This window comes from Streptomyces sp. NPDC127092 (assembly GCF_042722475.1).
Taxonomy (GTDB): Bacteria; Actinomycetota; Actinomycetes; order Streptomycetales; family Streptomycetaceae; genus Streptomyces.
Map to the genome: position 1 here is coordinate 66,265 of NZ_JBHXFE010000012.1, position 19,337 is coordinate 85,601.

Below are 19,337 nucleotides of genomic sequence, written 5' to 3' on the forward strand. Positions count from 1 at the left end.
TGGTCCAGACCTGGTCCGGTGCCTACAGCCGGACCAGAGGGCCGGGAACCCGTCGGCATGCCGGTCCCGGCCGTTCGCACCGGCGCTGAGCTGCGGTTACGCCGGGCGCCGCGGGAGGAGCCGTAGGGACCGGCAGAACTGGTATCACTTCCGCAGGAGTTGTGCTGCCGCCTCTGAGCCCGACAGAACAGACCGGGACCGCTGTTCTAGCCGCTGTTCTCCCCGCTCTCCCCGCCGTTCTCGGCGCTGCTCTCCCCGCTGTCCTCGCCGCCGTTCCCGTCGCCCTTCTCGCCGCCGTTCCCGTCGCCGTTCCCGTCGCTGTTCTCGCCGCCGTTCTCGTCGGTGGTGCCCGCGGCCGCGCTGCCGCGCCGGGCGAGTTCACGGGCCTGGGAGAGGTAGTCGCGGGCCAGCCGTCCGGCCCCGTTCTCCTGGTGCGCGGCGCCGATGCCGCGCAGCGCGAGCACCTGTCCGTTGTGCCAGCCGGCCTGCCGCGCGAGCTCCAGTGCGCTGCCGAACAGCTCCAGGGCCTGTGCGGCGTTCGCCAGGGACCGATGGCACTCCGCCCGCCGCAACTGGGCGGACGCCTGGGCCCGCAGCTCGCCGTCGGCGGTGGCGGCGAACAGGCTGGCCGTCGCGACCTTCAGGCAGTCGCCGGTGTACATCCCCTGCGCGAGATAGCCGTGCAGGCTCTCCGCGAGCCGCCAGGCGACGGTCGTGAAACCGGCGCCGGACGCCTGCAGGACGGCGCCGGCCAGGTTCTCCCGCTCGCTGTCCAGCCACTCCGAGGCCTGGCCCTGGTCCGAGAACACCAGCGCGGCCGAGGGCCCCGACCCGGCGCACGGGTCCGAGGCTCCGGGGCCCACCGGGTAGAGCAGCCGGGCCGCCGCGTCCGCGTGGTACAGGTACCAGTCGAACAGCCGTTGCCGGGCGGCGTGCGCCTCCTCCCTGCTGACCAGCTCGCGGGCGTACGAGCGCAGCAGGTCGTGCAGCCCGAACCGGCCGGGAGCCCGTTCCCGTACGAGGTGGGCGTCCGTCAGGCTCACCAGGAGCCCGGCCGCGCAGGCCGAGGTCGAGTCCGCGAGCGCCGCGGCGCCGTCCGCCGTGAGATCGGGCCCGGGCACCACGCTCAGGAGCCGGAACATCCGCTGGGCGGCGGCCGGGAGCGCACGGTACGAGAGCTCGAACGCGGCCCGCACCGTCGAGCGCCGGTCCCCTTCGATGTGCAGCCGGCTGAGCATGTCGTCACCGGCTAACTCGTCGCAGTAGTCGGCGATGCCGACGTTACGGGCGAGCAGGTTGGCCCCGGCGATCCGGATGGCCAGCGGCAGACCGCCGCACACCCGCACGAGCCTGCGGGCCGCCTCCTCCTCGGCCGCGACGCGGCTCTCGCCGATGGTGCCGGCGAGCAGCTGGCGGGCCTCGTCGGGAGCGAGCACGTCCAGGGCGAGCTGCCGGGCGCCGTCGCTCGCGACCAGGCCCACCAGTCGGCTGCGGCTGGTGATCACCACCGCGCAGCCCCGGGCGCCCGGGATGAGCGGCCTGACCTGCTCGGCGTCGCGCGCGTTGTCCAGGACGATCAGCATCTGCTTGTCGGCGAGGAGCGTGCGGTACAGCGCGGCGGCCTCGTCCTCGTCGGCGGGCACCCGCCCGGGCGGCGCGCCCAGGGCCCGGAGGAACTGCGCCAGGACGTCGCCGGGGCGCAGCGTCGGCAGCGGGGAGTGGCCGCGCAGGTCGACGAAGAGCTGCCCGTCCTCGAAGTGTTCGCGCCGCGCGTGCGCCCAGTGCTTGGCGAGGGCGGTCTTGCCGACGCCGGGCGCGCCGACCACCGCCACCACGTGCGCGCGCCGCGCCGGGTCGGGCGAGACGAGGGCGTCGAGCTCCCGCATCTGCCGCCGCCGGCCGACGTACGAACCGGCCATGGCGGGCAGCTGGGCCGGGAGCGGCCCGACGGGCGCGGCGCGGTCGCCCGGCGCGGGACGCTCGGCCGACGCCCCGAGACCGGCCGGCACCCCGAGGCCCGCCGGCGCTCCGGGGCCGACCGGCACCCCGAGGCCGGCCGACGTCCGGTGGTCGGCCAGGGCCCGGTGGTCGGCAAGCGGCCCGTGGCCGGCAAGCGCCGGGTGGCCGGCCTCCCCGTGCCCGGCCAGCGCGCCGTGGCCGGCCAGCGCCTGGTGGTCGACCAGCGCCCCGTGCCCGGCCAGCGCCCCGTGCCCGGCCAGCGCCTGGTGGTCGGTGCGCTGAGCGAGGGGCAGTTGCTGGCGCAGCACCCGCAGGTGGGCGTCACGGACCTCCGCGCTGGGCGCGATGCCGAGCTCGTCGTCGAGCCGGTCGCGCAGCCGGTTGAACACGTTGAGCGCGGCGGCCTGCTCGCCGCAGCTGGCGAGGGCGAGGATCAGCCGGGCGTGCAGACCCTCGTGCAGCGGCTCGGCGTTCACCATGTCCCACAGCACCGGGACGGCGTCCTCGGGCCGGCGCAGCAGCAGCGCCGTGTCGGCGTGCAGCAGCACGGCCTTGACCCGCCGCTCGTTGGCCACGACCGCGGCCGGATGCCGGCTCAGCACCGGGTCGGCGTCGGCGAGCACCGGGCCCCGCCACCACCGCAGGGCCTGTGTCAGCGACTCGTACGCGGCCCTCGGGTCGGGCGCGCGGTGCAGGCGCTCCGCCTGGGCGAGGAGTTCGTCGAAGTGGCCGAGGTCGATCTGGTTCCGGGCGGCCTCGAGGAGGTATCCGGTGGGGGTCCGGGCGACGGTCGGCGGCGGGTCGGTCGTCCGGGGGCCGGTCCGCGCGCCGCCCGGTCCGAGGAGCCGGCGGACCTGGCTGACGTACGTGTGGATGAGGCTCTGGTGCGAGGTGGGCGGCCCGGACGGCCACAGGATGTCGATGATCTCCTGCTGGTTGGCGGACTCGGGGTGCTTGAGCGCGAGGAGACCGAGCAGACGGCGCAGCATCGGGCTGGTGACCGGGACGGGGGTCCGGCCGTGCTGGAGGGACAGCGGGCCGAGGATCAGCAGTCGCGGCCGGGCGGCACCGCGCGGTGGCCCGGTGCGCGCGGCCACCAGCAGGTCGGCCAGCTCACCGCCGCTGAGCCCGAGCGCCTCGGCCAGCTGCTGCAGGGTCCGCGCCTGCGGCCGTCGCACGCGCCCGCGCTCGATGTCGCGCAGGGCCCGGGTGCTGATCCCGGCGCGCGCCGCGGCCGCCTCCTGACTCAGCCCGGCCCGCCTCCGGAACGCCTGCAGCCGCCCTCCGAACGCCCCGCCCTCCCCGGCCTGCCCTCCTCCGGATAGCCCCGCGCCGGTCGTCCTCTCTGACATGGCATCCCCCTCATCCCATGACCGGCGGCCCCGTCGCGGCCCACGAGCGACCGACTCTGCGGAGGCTTCGTCGATTGATCAGTTTGGACTAGACCAATGCCACAGGCAAGGGGACATGACAACTGACAGACGCCCGCGGAGGGCCGCGCGCGCCGGCCCTCGGGGACCACCGGAGGAGGCGCATCGAGGCGGCGTGAAAGCACGGACAGGCCGTGGCGTGTCCAGCCGATCAGGGCGGGGGCAGGGCCGACGTCAGGGCCGGGTCAGGGGCGCGTCAGGGCCGGGTCAGGGGTGGGTCAGGGCCGGGTCAGAGGTGGGTCAGGGCCGGGCGAGGCTGATCGGGGCCGGGCGAGGCCTGATCGGGGCCGGTGAGGGCCGGCCCCGGCCCCAGCCGTCGCCCCGTGGCCTCCCTCCGCTCCCCGACCGGCACGTGAGTAGGCTTGGCCAGGCTTGTCGACGACCGGGGGGAAACGCGCATGGAACTGCTGCGCCCTGACGACCCTCCCCGGAGCGGGCCTCACATCACCCTGGGCCGGCTCGACACGGAGCCCGAACACACCCTTCCGGTCCGCCGGTTCGTCGCGCGCAGCGCCGACGGCGCCCGCGACTTCCTCGTCTGCCTCCCGCGCGTCGACGTCGACCCGACCCGCTGGGCGATCGAGGCCGAGGCCGCCCGCCGGCTCCCGCTGCCCGGATTCCTGACCGTCGAAGAGGTCGGCGGCACGCCCGAACTCCCTTGGTGTGCCTCGCCGTACGTCCCTGCCCTTCCGCTCCCCGCCGCCCTGCGGGCCCACGGCGGTCCGCTGCCCGAGCCGGTCGTCCGCGCCCTGGGCGCCGCCCTCGCCCGGGCCCTGGCCACCGCCCACGCCCAGGGCGTGACCCACGCGGGCCTGTCGCCCGCGGCCGTCCTGCTCACCCCCGACGGCCCCCGCCTGAGCTGCTTCGGCGCGGCACGGGCCGCCGCCCCGGACGGCGTGGCGCGCAGCGGCCTGCCGGGCCTCGAGCCCGGCAGCCTCGCCCCGGAACAGGCGACCGGCGGACGACCCCGCCCGCTGGGCGACGTCTACGGCCTGGGGGCAGTGCTCGCGTACGCGGTGACCGGCCACACCGTCCCGGAACGCGACGAACTCCCCGCCTCCCTCCGCGAACTGGTCTCCGCGTGCCTGTCCCGGGACCCCGGAAGACGACCGCAGGCCCACCAGGCCCTCGCCCAGCTGGAGCCGTCGACGCCCCCGTCCGCACACCCGGCACCCCACGATCCGGCACCCCACCACCCGGCGCCGCCCCACCGACCCACCGTCCTGGACCCGACCACACCCCCGGCACCCCACCACCCGGCACCCCACCACCCGACGCCGCCCCACCACGCCCTCGCCCAGCTGGCGCCGTCGGCGCCCCCGTCCGCACACCCGGCACCCCACCACCCGGCACCCCACCACCCGGCGCCGCCCCACCGACCCACCGTCCTGGACGGGGCCGCCCCCGTCCCGCTCCCGGCCTCCGTGGTCACTGCGCTCGCGCGCCAGTCGGCGCAGGTCCTCGCGGCCGAACTCCCCGCTCCCCTCTCCCTGTTCTGACGGCGGCCGATGCTCTCCCCACTGACCCACGACGACCCGCACCGGATCGGCGCGTACCACCTCATCGCCCGCCTGGGCAGCGGCGGCATGGGCACCGTCTACCTCGCCCGCTCGGCCACCGGCCGCACCGCGGCGCTGAAGACCATGCACGCCCACCTCGCCACCGACCCCGCCGTCCGCGCCCGCTTCCGGCTCGAAGTGGACGCGGCCCGCGTCATCGGCCCCGTCCACGGTGCCCGGGTCTTCGACGCCGACCCGCTCGCCGAAACCCCCTGGCTCGCCACCGAGTACGTCCTGGGCCCGCCCCTCGACGAGGCCGTCTCCCTCGCGGGGCCGCTCCCCGAGACCGCCGTACGCGCGCTGGGAGCCCTGCTGTGCGCGGCGCTGGCACAGCTCCACGCCTCGGACGTCGTCCACCGCGACCTCAAGCCCTCCAACATCATGATCACGACGGACGGCCCCAAGGTCATCGACTTCGGCATCGCCCGGGCCATCGGCGACGACCACCTCACCCGTACCGGAACCGCCGCGGGCACGCCTGCCTACATGTCCCCCGAGCAGGCGACCGGCCAGGAACACACCTCGGCCGGCGACGTCTTCGCCCTCGCGGGCGTCCTCGTCCACGCGGCCACCGGCCACGGTCCCTTCGGCACCGGGCAGCACGCCGACCTCGTCTACCGGGTCCGTTACGCCGAGCCCGACCTCACCGGGGTCCCCGCGGCCCTGCTCCCGGTCCTGACCCGCTGCCTCGCCAAGAACCCGGCCGACCGCCCGACCACCGGCGAACTGGCCGCCCTCCTGCACGCCGGGCAGCGCCCCTTCGCCGACCACCTCCCCGAGCCGCTGCTCATGGAGATCACGCGCCGCGTCGGCGGCGTCTGGCACGCCCGTCCTCAGCGCCTTCCCGCCCCACCGGACCAGCACCTCGCCGCGACCGCCCCGGGTCCGGCCCCGGCCACGCCCGCGGCCCGCCCGTCCGGCCCGTGCCGCCGGAAGCTGCTCATCGCCGGGGCAGGTGGCGTCCTCGGCGCGGCAGCGCTCGGGGGCGGCGCGTGGGCGTGGCTGGGGAACGGGGGACCGTCGGCCGGCGCGAAGGCGCCCGGCACCGCCGCCCCCACCGGCACCGCGTCGAAGGCACCGGCGTGGAACCTGTCCTGGCAGGTGCGGACGGGCAGTGTCGAACCCCTGGCGCCGTCGGACCCGATCATCCTGGACGGACTGGCCGTCGTCGGCGAGAACGGCGTGAAGGGTCTGAACCCGGCGACGGGCGCGGAGAGATGGAAGGATTCCCAGCTCTACTTCCTGCGCCACCTCACCACGGACGGCAAGCGGCTCTACGCGGTCGACACGTACGCCGACGAGAAGGAACCCCTCTCCCTCGCCACGGTCGACCCGGCCACCGGGAAGCTGGACGATCCGTTCGCCGAACTCCCGGACCTGCACGTCATCTCGAACGGGAACCAGATGCTGTGCGCGACTCCCCGCACCGTTTACCTGACGGCCGGCCGCGGTCCCGTCTCGCAGAGCAGCAACTTCCGCAAGGACCAGTCCTGGTTCCTGCTGGCCGTCGACATCCGCTCGGGCCGGCGGCTCTGGCAGCACCCCCTGCCCGCCCGGCCGGACGATTCGGACCGCCTGCACTATCTGTCCGCCCAGGTCACCGGCGATCACCTGGTCCTCGTCCAGCAGTCGGCCGACGGCACCCTGCGCCTGGTCGTCCACGACGCGCGGACGGGCGGGGAACGGTGGAGCACCTCGCTCGGCGCCGGACAGCCGGAGTTCGTCCGGGCCTTCCCGGCCGTCGACGACCGGCACGTCTACCCGTCCACGGGAGAACTCGTCGCGCTCCGCCTGGCCGACGGCAGGCGGGCCTGGCGCTTCGCCGGGGCGAGCCCGCGGGCGCGGTTCAGCCCGGCGGCCGTCCGGAGCGGTGTGGTGTACGCGCAGGAGGAAGGCCGCGGCCTGGTCGCCGTCGACGCGGCCGGCGGCACGACGCGGTGGGCGGAGCGGGGACAGCCGGTCACGGCCGAGGACCTCGCCTTCCCGCCCGTGGTCGGACCGGAGCGCGTGTACGCGTACCGGAAGGCGGCGTCCGGGCTGATCGTCGCGGACCTCCGCACCGGCACCTCGGCCCGCCCGCTGAAGGCGGCCAGAGCCCGGTTCCTCATCGACGCGTCCGCGCGGCGGCTGATCGCCGTCGGCAGGGAGTACACCGCCGCATACCCGCTCGCCTGAGCCAGCTCACAGAAAGCCGCACCCACGATGAAGCCGCTGGAATCCGGAGACCCGATCCGCCTGGGCCCGTACCGCATCCTCGCCGTGCTCGGCGAGGGCGGCATGGGCAAGGTCTACGTCGGACAGGACGGCCAGGGGCGGCCCGCCGCCGTCAAGGTGCTGCACCCGCACCTGGCGCACGATCCGCACCTCACCCAGCGCTTCGTCCGCGAGGCCCAGATGGCCCGCGCGGTCACCGGCGGGTCGGTGGCGCGCGTCCTGGACGCCCGTACGGAGGGCGGCCGGCCGTGGATCGCGACCGAGTTCCTGACCGGACCGACCCTCGCCGAAGCCGTCGCCGCCCACGGTCCGCTGCACGAGCCGGCCGTACGGGCCCTGGCGGCGGCGCTCGCGCACGCGCTGCGCGAGATCCACGCCGCAGGTCTCGTCCACCGGGACCTGAAGCCCGCCAACATCGTGCTCACCGCGGCCGGTCCGCACGTCATCGACTTCGGCATCGCGCGCCCCGAGCACGGCCTCACCCTCACCACCAGCGGCCAGGTCCCGGTCACGCCCGGCTACGGCGCGCCCGAGCAGGTCCTCGGGCAGCGCGTCGGCCCGCCGGCCGACGTGTTCTCGCTGGGCGCGGTCCTGGTGTACGCGGCGAGCGGGCGGCCGGCCTTCGAGGGCGCCCACGTCGCGGCCGTGCAGTACGAGGTCGTGCACGGCCTGCCCCGCCTGGACCGGGTGCCGCCCGCGCTGCAGCCGCTGATCGGCCCGTGCCTCGCGAAGGATCCGGCGGCCCGGCCGCTGCCCGAGCAGATCGCGCGGCAGGCGGCCCCGCCGCAGGGCGCGGACCGGGCCTGGCGGAAGGGCCCGCTCGCCGAGGACATCACGACCCGCGCGACCGGCCTCCACCGGCTGACCACCGTGCCCGGCGGCGTCGCGCCGGGCTCCGTGTCCCGGCGCCGGCTGCTGACCGGCCTCGCGGTCGGCGGTTCCGTCCTCGCGGTCGGCGGCGGCACCGCCGCGTGGTGGAACCTGCGGGACGGGCGCCGGGGCGGCCCCTTCGACATCCCGCCGGCCGCAAGGGCCCCGCGGGCCCGTGTCCTCGACGCGAAGAAGGGCGACTACCTCCTGGGCTCGACGCCCGAACCGCTCTGGAGCGTCCCCGGGGGCGTCGCGGAGGACACCCCCGCGCCCCTCCCGGTGCGGGACGTCGTCATCACCGGCGCCCCGAAGGGCGGCATCGCCGCGCGCAGCGTCGTCGACGGCTCCGTGCGCTGGTCGGCACCGGACACGGTGGCCGGCGGGCGCTATCTGTCCCTTTCCGACCGGCTGGTGGCCGCGACCGACAGAAACGGCACCCTCGTGACCTTCGTCGCCTCCACCGGCGCCCCCAAGTGGACCGCCCCCGCCGAGGCCGCCTCGCTCCTCGCCGCGGACGACGACGCCGTCTACGTCATCACGAAGGACCGGCGGGTCCGGAGCATCGGCCGCGCCGACGCCGGGATCCGCTGGACCGTCGACGTCCCCGCCGACCTCGGCACGAACGCCGCGACCCGCGGCCTCGCGGCCCACGGCCGCCTGGTCCTCAACGCCTCGGACGGCACCGTCCTCGCCCTCGACACCGCCGACGGCCGCAAGGCCTGGACCGCCGGCCGCCGCGCCGAGGGCGGCCGAGCCCTGCTCGCCCTCTCGGGCCGCACCCTCTGCATCACCGGCAAGGAACTCGCCGCCGTCGACGTCGTCACGGGCAAGCCCCTCTGGACGGCCGCCCAACCACGCGTACCGAACGCCGAGATCGTCTCCTGGGGCCCACCGACCATCCACGGCCCCCACGTCTACGCGTCCGTCCTCTCCTACCCGTTCCGCCACGACCTCCGCACCGGCAGACCGAGCGACTGGGCCTACAACGGCCTCTTCCAGTGCGACCCGCCCAGCCCCCTCGTCGTCCAGGGAAACGGCCTCTGGTCGGTCGCCGTCAACGCGAAGCAGGGCGGCATCAACGTCACCGACCTCTCCACCGAGAACCGTCCGCCCTGGGTCTTCCCGATCATCAAGACCCCCGACCGCTACTGGATCACAGGCGACGCCAACCGCGTCTTCCTCCTGGACGGCACCTCACTGACCGCCCTGCCGGTGTTCTGACACCGTGGCACCCGGCCAACCCAAGCCCGGGTGCCACCGCCCGTCCACACCGGACCCTCAGAAAGCAGAAAACCCCAGGTCAGATTGGATCTGACCTGGGGTTTTATCTGAGCCGCCTTCGGGATTCGAACCCGAGACCTACGCATTACGAGTGCGTTGCTCTGGCCAACTGAGCTAAGGCGGCACCGCCGTGCTCCCCATGGTGGGTGCAGCAGCGTCGCCAAGTCTACACAGTTTCCGGGAGTGCTCTGACCACCCCTATGAGCAGCGCTTTCCGTCCTGGGGCGGGGTGCCTTCCAGGAGGTAGGTGTTGATCGCCGTGTCGATGCAGTCGCTGCCCCGGCCGTACGCCGTGTGGCCGTCGCCGTCGTAGGTGAGGAGGGTGCCGGAGGAGAGCTGCTCGGCGAGGGAGCGGGCCCATTTGTACGGGGTGGCGGGGTCGCGGGTGGTGCCGACGACGACGATCGGGGCGGCGCCCTCGGCCGTGATGCGGTGGGGGCGGCCGGTGGCCGGGGCGGGCCAGTAGGTGCAGTTGAGGGCGGCCCAGGCCAGGTTGCGGCCGAAGACCGGGGAGGCTTTCTCGAAGGACGGCACCGCCTTCTCGACGGACGCCGGGCCGGGGAAGGCGGGCGGGAGGTCGAGGCAGTTCACGGCCGCGTTCGCGAACATCAGGTTCGCGTACGTGCCGTCCGACTCCCGCTCGTAGTACGAGTCGGCCAGCGCGAGCAGCGCCGAGCCCTCGCCGCCCATCGCCCGGGTCAGCGCCTCCCGCAGCTGCGGCCAGGCCGACTCGTCGTACATGGCGGCGATCACGCCGGTCGTGGCGAGGGACTCGCCCAGCTGCCGGCTCTCGCCGGTCGGCACCGGCTTGGCGTCGGTCTCGCGGAAGAAGCCCCGCAGCGCGTCGAGGGCCGCCGGGACCGACTCCGTGCCGAGCGGGCAGTCGGCCTTCTTCACGCAGTCGGCGGCGAAGGCGTTGATCGAGGTCTCGAAGCCGGCCGTCTGCTCACGGTTGAGCTGCTCCGCGGTCAGCGAGGGGTCCATCGCCCCGTCGAGGACCAGCCGCCCGACCCGCCCCGGGAACAGCTCGGCGTACGTGGCGCCCAGGAACGTGCCGTACGACGCCCCCACGTACGTCAGCTTCTCGTCGCCGAGCACCGCCCGCACGATGTCCATGTCCCGCGCCGCCTCCACCGTGGAGACGTGCGGCAGCACCTTGCCCGAACGCTTCTTGCACGCCGCCGCGAAGCCCTTGTACGAGCCCGCCAGCGCGTCCTGCTCGGCCGCGGTGTCGGGCGTCACGTCGACCTGCGTGTACGCGTCCATCTGCGGGCCCGTGAGGCACTCGACCGGCTCGCTGCGGGCCACGCCCCTGGGGTCGACGCCCACGATGTCGTAACGCGCCCGGACCGGCGCCGGGTAGCCGATGCCCGCGTAACCCTGCACGTAGCCGACGGAGGAGCCGCCGGGCCCGCCCGGGTTCACCAGGAGCGAGCCGAGCCGCTTCCCGGGGCCCGTGGCCTTCGCCCGCGACACGGCCAGCTCGATCTGCTCGCCGTCGGGCTTCGCGTAGTCGAGCGGAACCCGCACCGTGCCGCACTGGAAGTCCGGAACCCCGCAGTCCCGCCAGGTGACCTTCTGCCCGTAGTACGCGCCCAGAGCGGCCGGGCCGGCCGCGCCGGACGCACTCGACGACGGCGCGACGGCGCCGCTCCTGTCCGTACAGCCGGAAAGGACGAGGCCACCGACCGCGAGGGCGGTGGCGGAGTTACGAAGCAACCGCCGGGAGTCCATGTCCGGAGCGTATCGGCACGAGTACGTATCGTGTCCAATCCACCTCGTCGGGCTGTGGACAACCACAGGCGATCACCGTCGTTGTCCTCCACCTGTGGACAACTCCGAGCACGACGTGACCGTGGCCGGCCCGGAGACGGTCTAGTCGCGGAGCGCCATCGTCATCGCCTCCACCGCCAGCAGCGGCGCCACGTTCCGGTCCAGGGCTTCCCGGCAGGCCAGGACCGCCTCGATCCTGCGCAGGGTGCGCTCCGGTGCGGTGTCGCGGGCGATCTGCTCCACGGAGTCCCGGACGTCCTCGTTGGCCAGCGGTGTCGTGGCGCGCAGCTGCAGGGCGAGCACGTCACGGTAGAAGCCGGTCAGGTCGGAGAGCGCGAGGTCCAGGCTGTCGCGCTGGGTCCGCGTACGGCGCCGCTTCTGGCGCTCCTCCAGCTCCTTCATCGCACCGGCCGTGCCCCGCGGCATCCGGCCGCCCTGCGCCGCGCCGAGGGCCGCCTTCAGCTCCTCGGTCTCCTTGACGTCGATCTCCTCGGCCACCTGCTTGGCGTCCTCGGCCGCCGCGTCGATCAGCTCCTGCGCCGCGCGCAGCCCGCCGCCGACGTCCCCCACCCGCAGCGGCAGCTTCAGCACGACCGAGCGGCGGGCCCGCGCCCGCTCGTCGGTGGCCAGCCGCCGCGCGCGGTCGATGTGGCCCTGCGTGGCGCGGGCTGCGGCGTGCGCCACCTCCGGCTCGACACCGTCGCGGCGGATCAGCACGTCGGCGACCGCGGCCACCGACGGCGTGGTCAGCGTCAGGTGCCGGCAACGGGAGCGGATCGTGGGCAGCACGTCCTCCAGGGACGGCGCGCACAGCAGCCACACCGTGCGCGGCGCGGGCTCCTCCACCGCCTTCAGGAGCACGTTCGCCGCGCCCTCGGTGAGCCGGTCCGCGTCCTCCAGGACGATGACCTGCCAGCGTCCGCCCGCCGGCGACAGCTGGGCCCGCCGGACCAGGTCGCGGGTCTCCTTCACGCCGATGGAGAGCAGGTCCGTCCGCACCACCTCGACGTCCGCGTGCGTCCCCACGAGGGCCGTGTGGCAGCCGTCGCAGAAACCGCAGCCCGGCGCGCCGCCCAGCGCCCGGTCCGGGCTGACGCACTGCAGCGCCGCCGCGAACGCCCGCGCCGCCGTGTCCCGCCCGGCCCCGGGAGGCCCGGTGAACAGCCAGGCGTGCGTCATCTTGGACGCCTCGGGAGCGGGCTCGCCGGCGGCATGCGCGGTCACGAGCGCGTCGGCGTCGCGCGCGGCGGCGGCCAGCTGCTCCTCGACCCGCGGCTGCCCCACGAGGTCGTCCCATACGGCCATGTCTGCTGCCCCTCCTCAGGTACGCCCTCCATTGTGGGGCACCCCGCTGACAGCAGGCTCTCAGCGGCGGCGGCCGCGGCCGTCCTCGTCGTCGTCGCCGAAGGAGCCGAGCAGTTCGTCCGCGAGGGTCGGCAGGTCGTCGAGCGGAGTCTCCTCGGCCCAGTCGGAGCGGCGCCGGGGCCGGCCCTGCTCGTCGAGCTGGGGCAGCTCACGGGTGCGGTCGTTCGCCCCCGCCGGCTCGCCCGGCTCGGCGTGCTCGTCCCGCTCGTCGCGGAAGAAGCCCTGCGGCACCCGGTCGGCCGGGGCGCCGTTCCGTACGGCCGGCAGCACGGCCGTCTCGTCGACCTCGCGTGGTCCGGTCTCCCGGATCCGCGGGATGACCGTGGTCTCCTCATCGAGCCGGACGACCGGGGTCGGGACGGTGATCTCGTTCGGCGACACGGTCGGCGCGTCGTCCGGCTCCGGGGCGGGCTGCACACCCGACCGCGGATCGCCCGACCGCCGGTCGCCCGACCCCAGATCGCCCGACCGCGGGTCCGGCTTCACGATCGGCGTCGCGACCGTGATCTCGTTCGCCGACTCCTCCAGGGCCTTCGCCTCGGCGGCGGCCCGGCGCGCGGCCTCCGCCCGACGCTCGGCCTCCGCCTGGCGCTCGGCTTCCGCCTTCCCGGCGGCGGCCCGCTCAGCGGCAGCCTTTTCCGCCGCGGCCCTCTCGGCCGCCGCACGCTCAGCTGCGGCCTTCTCCGCAGCCGCCCGTTCGGCCGCCGCCTTCTCCTCGGCCGCCTCGCGAGCGGCAGCCTCCTCGGCCGCCTTGCGCGCCGCGACCTCCTCCGCCGCCTTCGCCGCCGCGGCCTCCGCGAGCCGGCGGGCTTCCTCGGCGCGGAGCAGGGCCTCCTCGGCCTTGCGCTGCTTCTCCTTGAGGCGCTCCTCGGCCTCGGCCCGCAGGCGGGCCTCCTCCTCGGCCTGCTTGCGGCGCCGTTCCTCCTCCTCGCGGCGGGCCTTCTCCTCGGCCTCGCGCCGCCTGCGCTCCTCCTCGGCCGCGATCCGGGCCTCCTCGGCGCGCCGGCGGGCCTCCTCGGCCTGCCGCTCGGCCTCCAGGCGCCGGGCCTCTTCCTCCTCAGCCTTGCGCCGCGCCTCCTCCTCGGCGCGCAGCTTGGCGAGCTGCTCCTGGCGCTCGCGCTCCAGGCGCTCCTCCTCGGCCTTGCGGGCGGCCTCTTCCTCGGCCTTGCGCCGGGCCTCCTCCTCGGCCTTCTTCCGCGCCTCCTCCTGGGCCTTCACCTCGGCGGCGGAGAGCGGCAGCATCCGGTCGAGCCGGTGGCGTACGACGGTGGTGACGGCGGCCGGCTCCTGGCCGGCGTCGACGACGAGGTAGCGGCCGGGGTCGCCGGCGGCGAGGGCGAGGAAACCGGCCCGCACGCGCGCGTGGAACTCGGGCGGCTCGGACTCGAGCCGGTCGGGCGCCTCGGTGAAGCGCTCGCGGGCGGTCTCCGGGGAGACGTCGAGGAGCACGGTCAGGTGCGGGACGAGCCCGCCGGTCGCCCAGCGGTTGATGCGGGCGATCTCGGTCGGGGAGAGGTCGCGGCCGGCGCCCTGGTAGGCGACGGACGAGTCGATGTACCGGTCGGAGATCACCACCGCGCCGCGCTCCAGGGCGGGCCGGACCAGCGAGTCGACGTGCTCGGCGCGGTCGGCCGCGTACAGGAGCGCCTCGGCGCGGTTCGAGAGGCCCGCCGACGACACGTCGAGCAGGATCGAGCGGAGCCGCTTGCCGATCGGCGTGGCGCCGGGCTCGCGGGTGACGACGACCTCGTGGCCCTTGGCGCGGATCCACTCGGCGAGCGCTTCGACCTGGGTGGACTTGCCGGCGCCGTCGCCGCCCTCCAGGGCGATGAAGAAGCCGGTCGGCGCGGGCGCCTGGGCCGGGTCGGCGCCGCGCAGCGCGTCGCGCAGGTCGCGGCGGAGCGGGACGCCGGACCGGTCGTCGGTCCTGGCGAGGACGAGCGCGGCGACCGGCAGCAGCAGGGCGCCGACCAGCATCAGGGTGAAGGCGGCGCCGCCGTGGGCGAAGACGAAGCTGCCGGAGGCGAGCCGGTGCGGGCCGATCGCGGCGGCGAGCAGCGGCGCGCCGAGCGCGCCCACGCCCATGCCGACGCGGGCGACGGCCTGGAGGTGCGCGGTGACCCGGGGCCTGCGGGCCTCCTCGGTCTCCTGGTCGGCGAGGCTGTGCCCGGTGCGGGCGGCGACTCCGGCGGCGTAGCCGGCGAGGACGGCGAGCGCGAGCACGGTCGCGGTGTCGGGCACCAGGCCCATCGCGAGCAGCGCGATGCCGGTGACGGCGACCGCGAGCGCGAGCAGCCGGCGCCGCGAGAGCACGGTGAGGACGGATCCGGCGGTGCGGATGCCGACGGCGGTGGCGCCGCTGAGCGCGAGGATCAGCAGCGCGTACGTGACGGGCCCGCCGCCCAGGTCGTACGCGTGGAGCACGGCGACGGCCGCCGCGGCGGCGATGGCGCCGGCGACGGTGGCGGAGGCGAGCACGATCAGTCCGAGCGCGCCGGTGCGGCCCTTCTCGGGGCCCTGGCCGCCGCTCGACGGACGGCGCAGGCCCTCCAGGGGCGAGCGGGGGCGCGGGGTGTGGCTGCCGGGCAGCTCGACGAACCACAGGACGGAGACGGACGCCGAGAACAGGCCGGCGGCGACGTACGAGCCGAGGGCGGCCTGGTGCTCGCCGAACCAGTCGATGCCGCTGCCGAGCAGGTTGCCCACCAGCGTCGCGAGCAGCAGGACGGCGGCGGCCGCGGGCACCGCCAGGAATCCGGTGCGCAGGCTGAGCGTGCGCAGCGCGCCGAGGTGGTCGGGCAGCGGCCGGACGGCCTCGCCCTCGATCGGCGGGGCGGGCAGCAGCGCGGGCGCCGCGCCCTCCTTGGCGATCGTCCACAGGCGTTCGGCGGCGCCGGCGACGAAGACGGTGCCGAGCAGGAACCAGAGCGCGCTGTCGGGGGTCCAGTCGATCCACAGCGGGGCGACGACGAGCAGCGCGAGCCGTACGGCGTCGGCGCCGATCATGGTCCAGCGGCGGTCGAGCGGGCCGCCGGCCGCGGTCAGCGCGGTGAGCGGGCCGAGCAGGACGGCGCCGAAGAGGACCGCCGCGAGCATCCGTACGCCGATGACGGCAGCGACGGCGAGCGCGGCGCCCCGGTAACCGCCGCCGAGCGCGCCGCTGACGACGGAGGCCTGGCGGCCGAGCAGGACGAGGACGAGGAGGGCGAGGGCGTCGCCCGTGCCGCCGACGAACTGGGCGCTCCACAGCCTCCGCAGGGGCTGATGGCGCAAGAGGGCCCGTACGGCACGCTCCCGGGAATCGGCGACGAGTGCGGCGTCGGTGTCTGGCTGCTCTGCTCGCGTCATCCGTCCACCCTATCCGGACGGCCTTGCTCCCCGTGGCCTTCGCCCGAACAAAGAAGCGGGGAGGGCAGGCGCCGTGGCCCCTGCCCTCCCCGCGGTGTCGCGAGCGTCACTCCGGCTTCGCGGCCGCCGTCTTCTTGGCAGCGGCGGTGGTCTTCTTCGCCGTCGTGGTCTTCTTGGCGGCGGTGGTCTTCTTCGCCGCCGTCGTCTTGGCCGCCGTCGTCTTCTTGGCCGCCGTCTTCTTGGCGGCGGTCTTCTTCGCGGGCGCCTTCTTGGCCGTCTTCTTCGCGGGGCCCTTGGCCCGCTTCTCGGCGAGCAGCTCGTAGCCGCGCTCGGGCGTGATCGTCTCCACGCTGTCGCCGGTGCGCAGGGTCGCGTTGGTCTCGCCGTCGGTCACGTACGGGCCGAAGCGGCCGTCCTTGACGACCACGGGCCTCTCGCTGACGGGGTCGGTGCCGAGCTCCTTCAGCGGGGGCTTGGCGGCGGCCCGGCCACGCTGCTTGGGCTGGGCGTAGATCGCCAGCGCCTCCTCCAGCGTGATCGTGAACAGCTGCTCCTCGTCCGTCAGGGAGCGCGAGTCCGTGCCCTTCTTCAGGTACGGGCCGTAGCGGCCGTTCTGCGCGGTGATCTCGACGCCCTCGGCGTCGGTGCCGACGACGCGCGGCAGCGACATCAGCTTGAGCGCCTCCTCGAGGGTCACCGTGTCGACCGACATCGACTTGAAGAGCGAGGCGGTACGCGGCTTGACCGCGTTCTTGCCGGTCTTCGGGGTGTCCTCGGGCAGGATCTCCGTCACGTACGGGCCGTAGCGGCCGTCCTTGGCGACGATCACGTTGCCGCTGACCGGGTCGGTGCCCAGCTCGAAGTCGCCGCTCGGCTTGGCGAGCAGCTCCTCGGCGTAGGCGACGGTCAGCTCGTCGGGCGCCAGGTCACCGGGCACGTCGGCGCGCTGGTGGCCTTCCTGGTCCTTCTCGCCGCGCTCGACGTACGGGCCGTAGCGGCCGACGCGCAGCACGATGCCCTCGCCGACGGGGAAGGAGGAGATCTCCCGGGCGTCGATGGCGCCGAGGTCGGTGACGAGCTCCTTGAGGCCGCCGAGGTGGTCGCCGTCGCCGTTGCCGGCGTCGGCCGCGCCGGAACCCTCGCCGCCGCCCTCGCCGAAGTAGAAACGCTTCAGCCACGGCACCGCCTGGGCCTCGCCGCGCGCGATGCGGTCGAGGTCGTCCTCCATCCTGGCGGTGAAGTCGTAGTCGACGAGCCGCCCGAAGTGCTTCTCCAGGAGGTTGACGACGGCGAAGGACAGGAAGGACGGCACGAGGGCCGTGCCCTTCTTGAAGACGTAGCCGCGGTCGAGGATGGTGCCGATGATCGAGGCGTACGTCGACGGGCGGCCGATCTCGCGCTCTTCGAGCTCCTTGACCAGGCTGGCCTCGGTGTAGCGGGCCGGGGGCTTGGTCGCGTGGCCGTCGGCGGTGATCTCCTCGGCGGCGAGCGCGTCGCCCTCGGCGACCTGCGGCAGGCGCCGCTCGCGGTCGTCGAGCTCCGCGTTCGGGTCGTCGGCGCCCTCGACGTAGGCCTTCATGAAGCCGTGGAAGGTGATCGTCTTGCCGGAGGCCGTGAACTCGGCGTCGCGGCCGTCCGCGGCGGTGCCGCCGATCCTCACGGTGACCGAGTTGCCGGTCGCGTCCTTCATCTGGGAGGCGACGGTCCGCTTCCAGATCAGCTCGTAGAGCCGGAACTGGTCGCCGGTCAGACCGGTCTCCGCCGGGGTGCGGAAACGATCACCCGAAGGCCGGATCGCCTCGTGCGCCTCCTGGGCGTTCTTGACCTTGCCCGCGTAGACGCGGGGCTTCTCCGGCAGGTAGTCGGCGCCGTAGAGCTGGGTGACCTGGGCGCGGGCCGCGGAGACGGCGGTGTCGGACAGCACGGTGGAGTCCGTACGCATGTAGGTGATGAAGCCGTTCTCGTACAGCTTCTGCGCCACCTGCATGGTCGCCTTGGCACCGAAGCCGAGCTTGCGGCTGGCCTCCTGCTGGAGGGTGGTGGTGCGGAACGGCGCGTACGGGGAGCGGCGGTACGGCTTCGACTCGACCGAGCGGACGGAGAAGCGCGTGTCGGCGAGGGAGGCGGCGAGCGCGCGGGCCTTCTCCTCGTCGAGGTGGAGCACGTTCGCGGTCTTCAGCTGCCCGTCGGCGCCGAAGTCGCGGCCCTGCGCGACCCGCTTGCCGTCGACCGTCGCGAGCCGCGCGACCAGGGACGACGGGTCGGACGGGTCGCCGGCACGGCCGGTGGCGAAGGTGCCGGTGAGGTCCCAGTACTCGGCGGAGCGGAAGGCGATGCGCTCGCGCTCGCGCTCGACGACGAGCCGGGTGGCGACGGACTGGACGCGGCCGGCGGACAGGCCGCGCATGACCTTCTTCCAGAGGACCGGCGAGACCTCGTAGCCGTAGAGCCGGTCGAGGATGCGGCGGGTCTCCTGGGCGTCGACCATCCGCTTGTTCAGCTCGCGGGGGTTGGCGACGGCCTGCTGGATCGCGTCCTTGGTGATCTCGTGGAAGACCATCCGGTGGACCGGGACCTTGGGCTTCAGGACCTCCTGGAGGTGCCACGCGATGGCCTCGCCCTCGCGGTCCTCATCGGTGGCGAGGAAGAGCTCGTCGGACTCGGCGAGCAGCTCCTTGAGCTTCCTGACCTGGGCCTTCTTGTCGGCGTTGACGACGTAGATGGGCGCGAAGTCATGATCGACGTCGACGCCGAGACGGCGCACCTCGCCGGTGTACTTCTCGGGCACCTCGGCGGCGCCGCTCGGGAGGTCGCGGATGTGCCCGACGCTCGCCTCGACGACGTAGCCGGGGCCGAGGTAGCCCTTGATCGTCTTCGCCTTGGCAGGCGACTCGACGATGACGAGTCGGCGGCCGCCCTGTGCGGTCTCGCTGGTCGGGGACAACTTCGCTCTTCTCTCCGGTCGACGCTCTCTGGCACGTACTGCGTACTGCGACCGTACGACGCACTGCGTACGGGCTGCGCTGGCACGCACGGCAGCGACACGGACGGTGACGCTGTCGTCGCTGCGGAGTGTGACGGTACAACCCGCCCCCGTGTCAAACGGCAAAAGCCCGCAACGGCCACTCGAACGGTAACCCGACTCCTGCCCTTCCTGCCGCCCGGACTCCCGGACGGACCGGGCGGGCCATCCGGCCGGGCTCGCGTCACAGCCGCCCGAAGCACCAGATCCCGAGGAGGAGGAAGCCGGCCCCGAAGAGGGTCGTGAGCACCGCGGCCGTCCGCGGCGCGACGCCGAGCGCGACGGGCTCGCCGTAGCGCACGCGCACGCCCGTCCAGAGCAGCAGCGCGGCTCCGAACAGCGCGAACGCCGTCCCCGCGAAGATCGCCGGCCCGCTCTCCATGCCCGTACCCCGTTCCCTCGCCCATGGCTTTTCGGCCCCGGAGCCGAGGCTGGCACCTTCCGGCGTCATCAGGGCGAATTCCCGGTGAACGGCGCGATCGGTCCCGAACGGTTTCACGAGGATGGCCGGTAGTC

Annotated in this window: 9 protein-coding genes and 1 tRNA gene; 3 read left to right on the forward strand and 7 right to left on the reverse strand. The window is 74.7% G+C overall.

Annotated features, from left to right (window positions below; genetic code table 11):
• Window positions 1-206: 206 nt before the first annotated feature.
• Window positions 207-3,311, reverse strand: a complete 3,105-nt coding sequence (locus tag ACFWJO_RS12730; protein WP_386864721.1) for a BTAD domain-containing putative transcriptional regulator — start codon at window positions 3,309-3,311, stop codon at window positions 207-209.
• 476 nt (window positions 3,312-3,787) lie between these two features.
• Between ACFWJO_RS12730 and ACFWJO_RS12735 the strand changes: the two genes are divergently transcribed.
• From ACFWJO_RS12735 to ACFWJO_RS12745, 3 genes are read left to right on the forward strand one after another with little or no spacing between them, the layout of a single operon-like run.
• Window positions 3,788-4,888: a serine/threonine protein kinase gene (locus tag ACFWJO_RS12735; protein WP_386864722.1), complete on the forward strand. Its 1,101-nt coding sequence runs from the start codon at window positions 3,788-3,790 to the stop codon at window positions 4,886-4,888.
• Between the two features lie 9 nt (window positions 4,889-4,897).
• Complete coding sequence (locus ACFWJO_RS12740; RefSeq protein ID WP_386864723.1) at window positions 4,898-7,123, forward strand: PQQ-binding-like beta-propeller repeat protein; 2,226 nt, start codon at window positions 4,898-4,900, stop codon at window positions 7,121-7,123.
• Window positions 7,124-7,150: 27 nt separating this feature from the next.
• Window positions 7,151-9,253, forward strand: coding sequence for a protein kinase (locus tag ACFWJO_RS12745; protein WP_386864724.1), 2,103 nt, complete (start codon window positions 7,151-7,153; stop codon window positions 9,251-9,253).
• Between the two features lie 110 nt (window positions 9,254-9,363).
• On the opposite strand, the gene ACFWJO_RS12750 is transcribed toward ACFWJO_RS12745, so the two are convergent.
• The 6 genes from ACFWJO_RS12750 to ACFWJO_RS12775 form a co-directional block, all read right to left on the reverse strand.
• A tRNA-Thr gene (locus ACFWJO_RS12750) sits at window positions 9,364-9,437 on the reverse strand.
• A 74-nt stretch (window positions 9,438-9,511) separates the two neighbouring features.
• Window positions 9,512-11,047, reverse strand: a complete 1,536-nt coding sequence (locus tag ACFWJO_RS12755) for an alpha/beta hydrolase (RefSeq protein WP_386864725.1) — start codon at window positions 11,045-11,047, stop codon at window positions 9,512-9,514.
• A gap of 141 nt (window positions 11,048-11,188) precedes the next feature.
• The gene (locus tag ACFWJO_RS12760) at window positions 11,189-12,391 is read right to left on the reverse strand and encodes a DNA polymerase III subunit delta' (protein ID WP_386864726.1); all 1,203 of its coding nucleotides are present in this window, start codon (window positions 12,389-12,391) and stop codon (window positions 11,189-11,191) included.
• 60 nt (window positions 12,392-12,451) lie between these two features.
• Complete coding sequence (gene tmk / locus ACFWJO_RS12765) at window positions 12,452-15,799, reverse strand: dTMP kinase (RefSeq protein WP_386864727.1); 3,348 nt, start codon at window positions 15,797-15,799, stop codon at window positions 12,452-12,454.
• Between the two features lie 106 nt (window positions 15,800-15,905).
• Window positions 15,906-18,743, reverse strand: coding sequence for a type I DNA topoisomerase (topA, locus tag ACFWJO_RS12770; RefSeq protein ID WP_386864728.1), 2,838 nt, complete (start codon window positions 18,741-18,743; stop codon window positions 15,906-15,908).
• Window positions 18,744-19,005: 262 nt separating this feature from the next.
• On the reverse strand, window positions 19,006-19,203 hold the full coding sequence (locus ACFWJO_RS12775; RefSeq protein ID WP_386864729.1) for a hypothetical protein: 198 nt from the start codon (window positions 19,201-19,203) through the stop codon (window positions 19,006-19,008).
• Window positions 19,204-19,337 lie beyond the last annotated feature (134 nt).

Excerpts from the sequence above, each read along its gene's own strand:
- ACFWJO_RS12760 (WP_386864726.1), bottom strand. The coding sequence starts at position 12,391 with ATGGCCGTATGGGACGACCTCGTGGGGCAGCCGCGGGTCGAGGAGCAG.
- tmk (WP_386864727.1), bottom strand. The coding sequence starts at position 15,799 with ATGACGCGAGCAGAGCAGCCAGACACCGACGCCGCACTCGTCGCCGAT.
- ACFWJO_RS12740 (WP_386864723.1), top strand. The coding sequence starts at position 4,898 with ATGCTCTCCCCACTGACCCACGACGACCCGCACCGGATCGGCGCGTAC.
- ACFWJO_RS12775 (WP_386864729.1), bottom strand. The coding sequence starts at position 19,203 with ATGGAGAGCGGGCCGGCGATCTTCGCGGGGACGGCGTTCGCGCTGTTC.
- ACFWJO_RS12735 (WP_386864722.1), top strand. The coding sequence starts at position 3,788 with ATGGAACTGCTGCGCCCTGACGACCCTCCCCGGAGCGGGCCTCACATC.
- ACFWJO_RS12730 (WP_386864721.1), bottom strand. The coding sequence starts at position 3,311 with ATGTCAGAGAGGACGACCGGCGCGGGGCTATCCGGAGGAGGGCAGGCC.
- ACFWJO_RS12745 (WP_386864724.1), top strand. The coding sequence starts at position 7,151 with ATGAAGCCGCTGGAATCCGGAGACCCGATCCGCCTGGGCCCGTACCGC.
- ACFWJO_RS12755 (WP_386864725.1), bottom strand. The coding sequence starts at position 11,047 with ATGGACTCCCGGCGGTTGCTTCGTAACTCCGCCACCGCCCTCGCGGTC.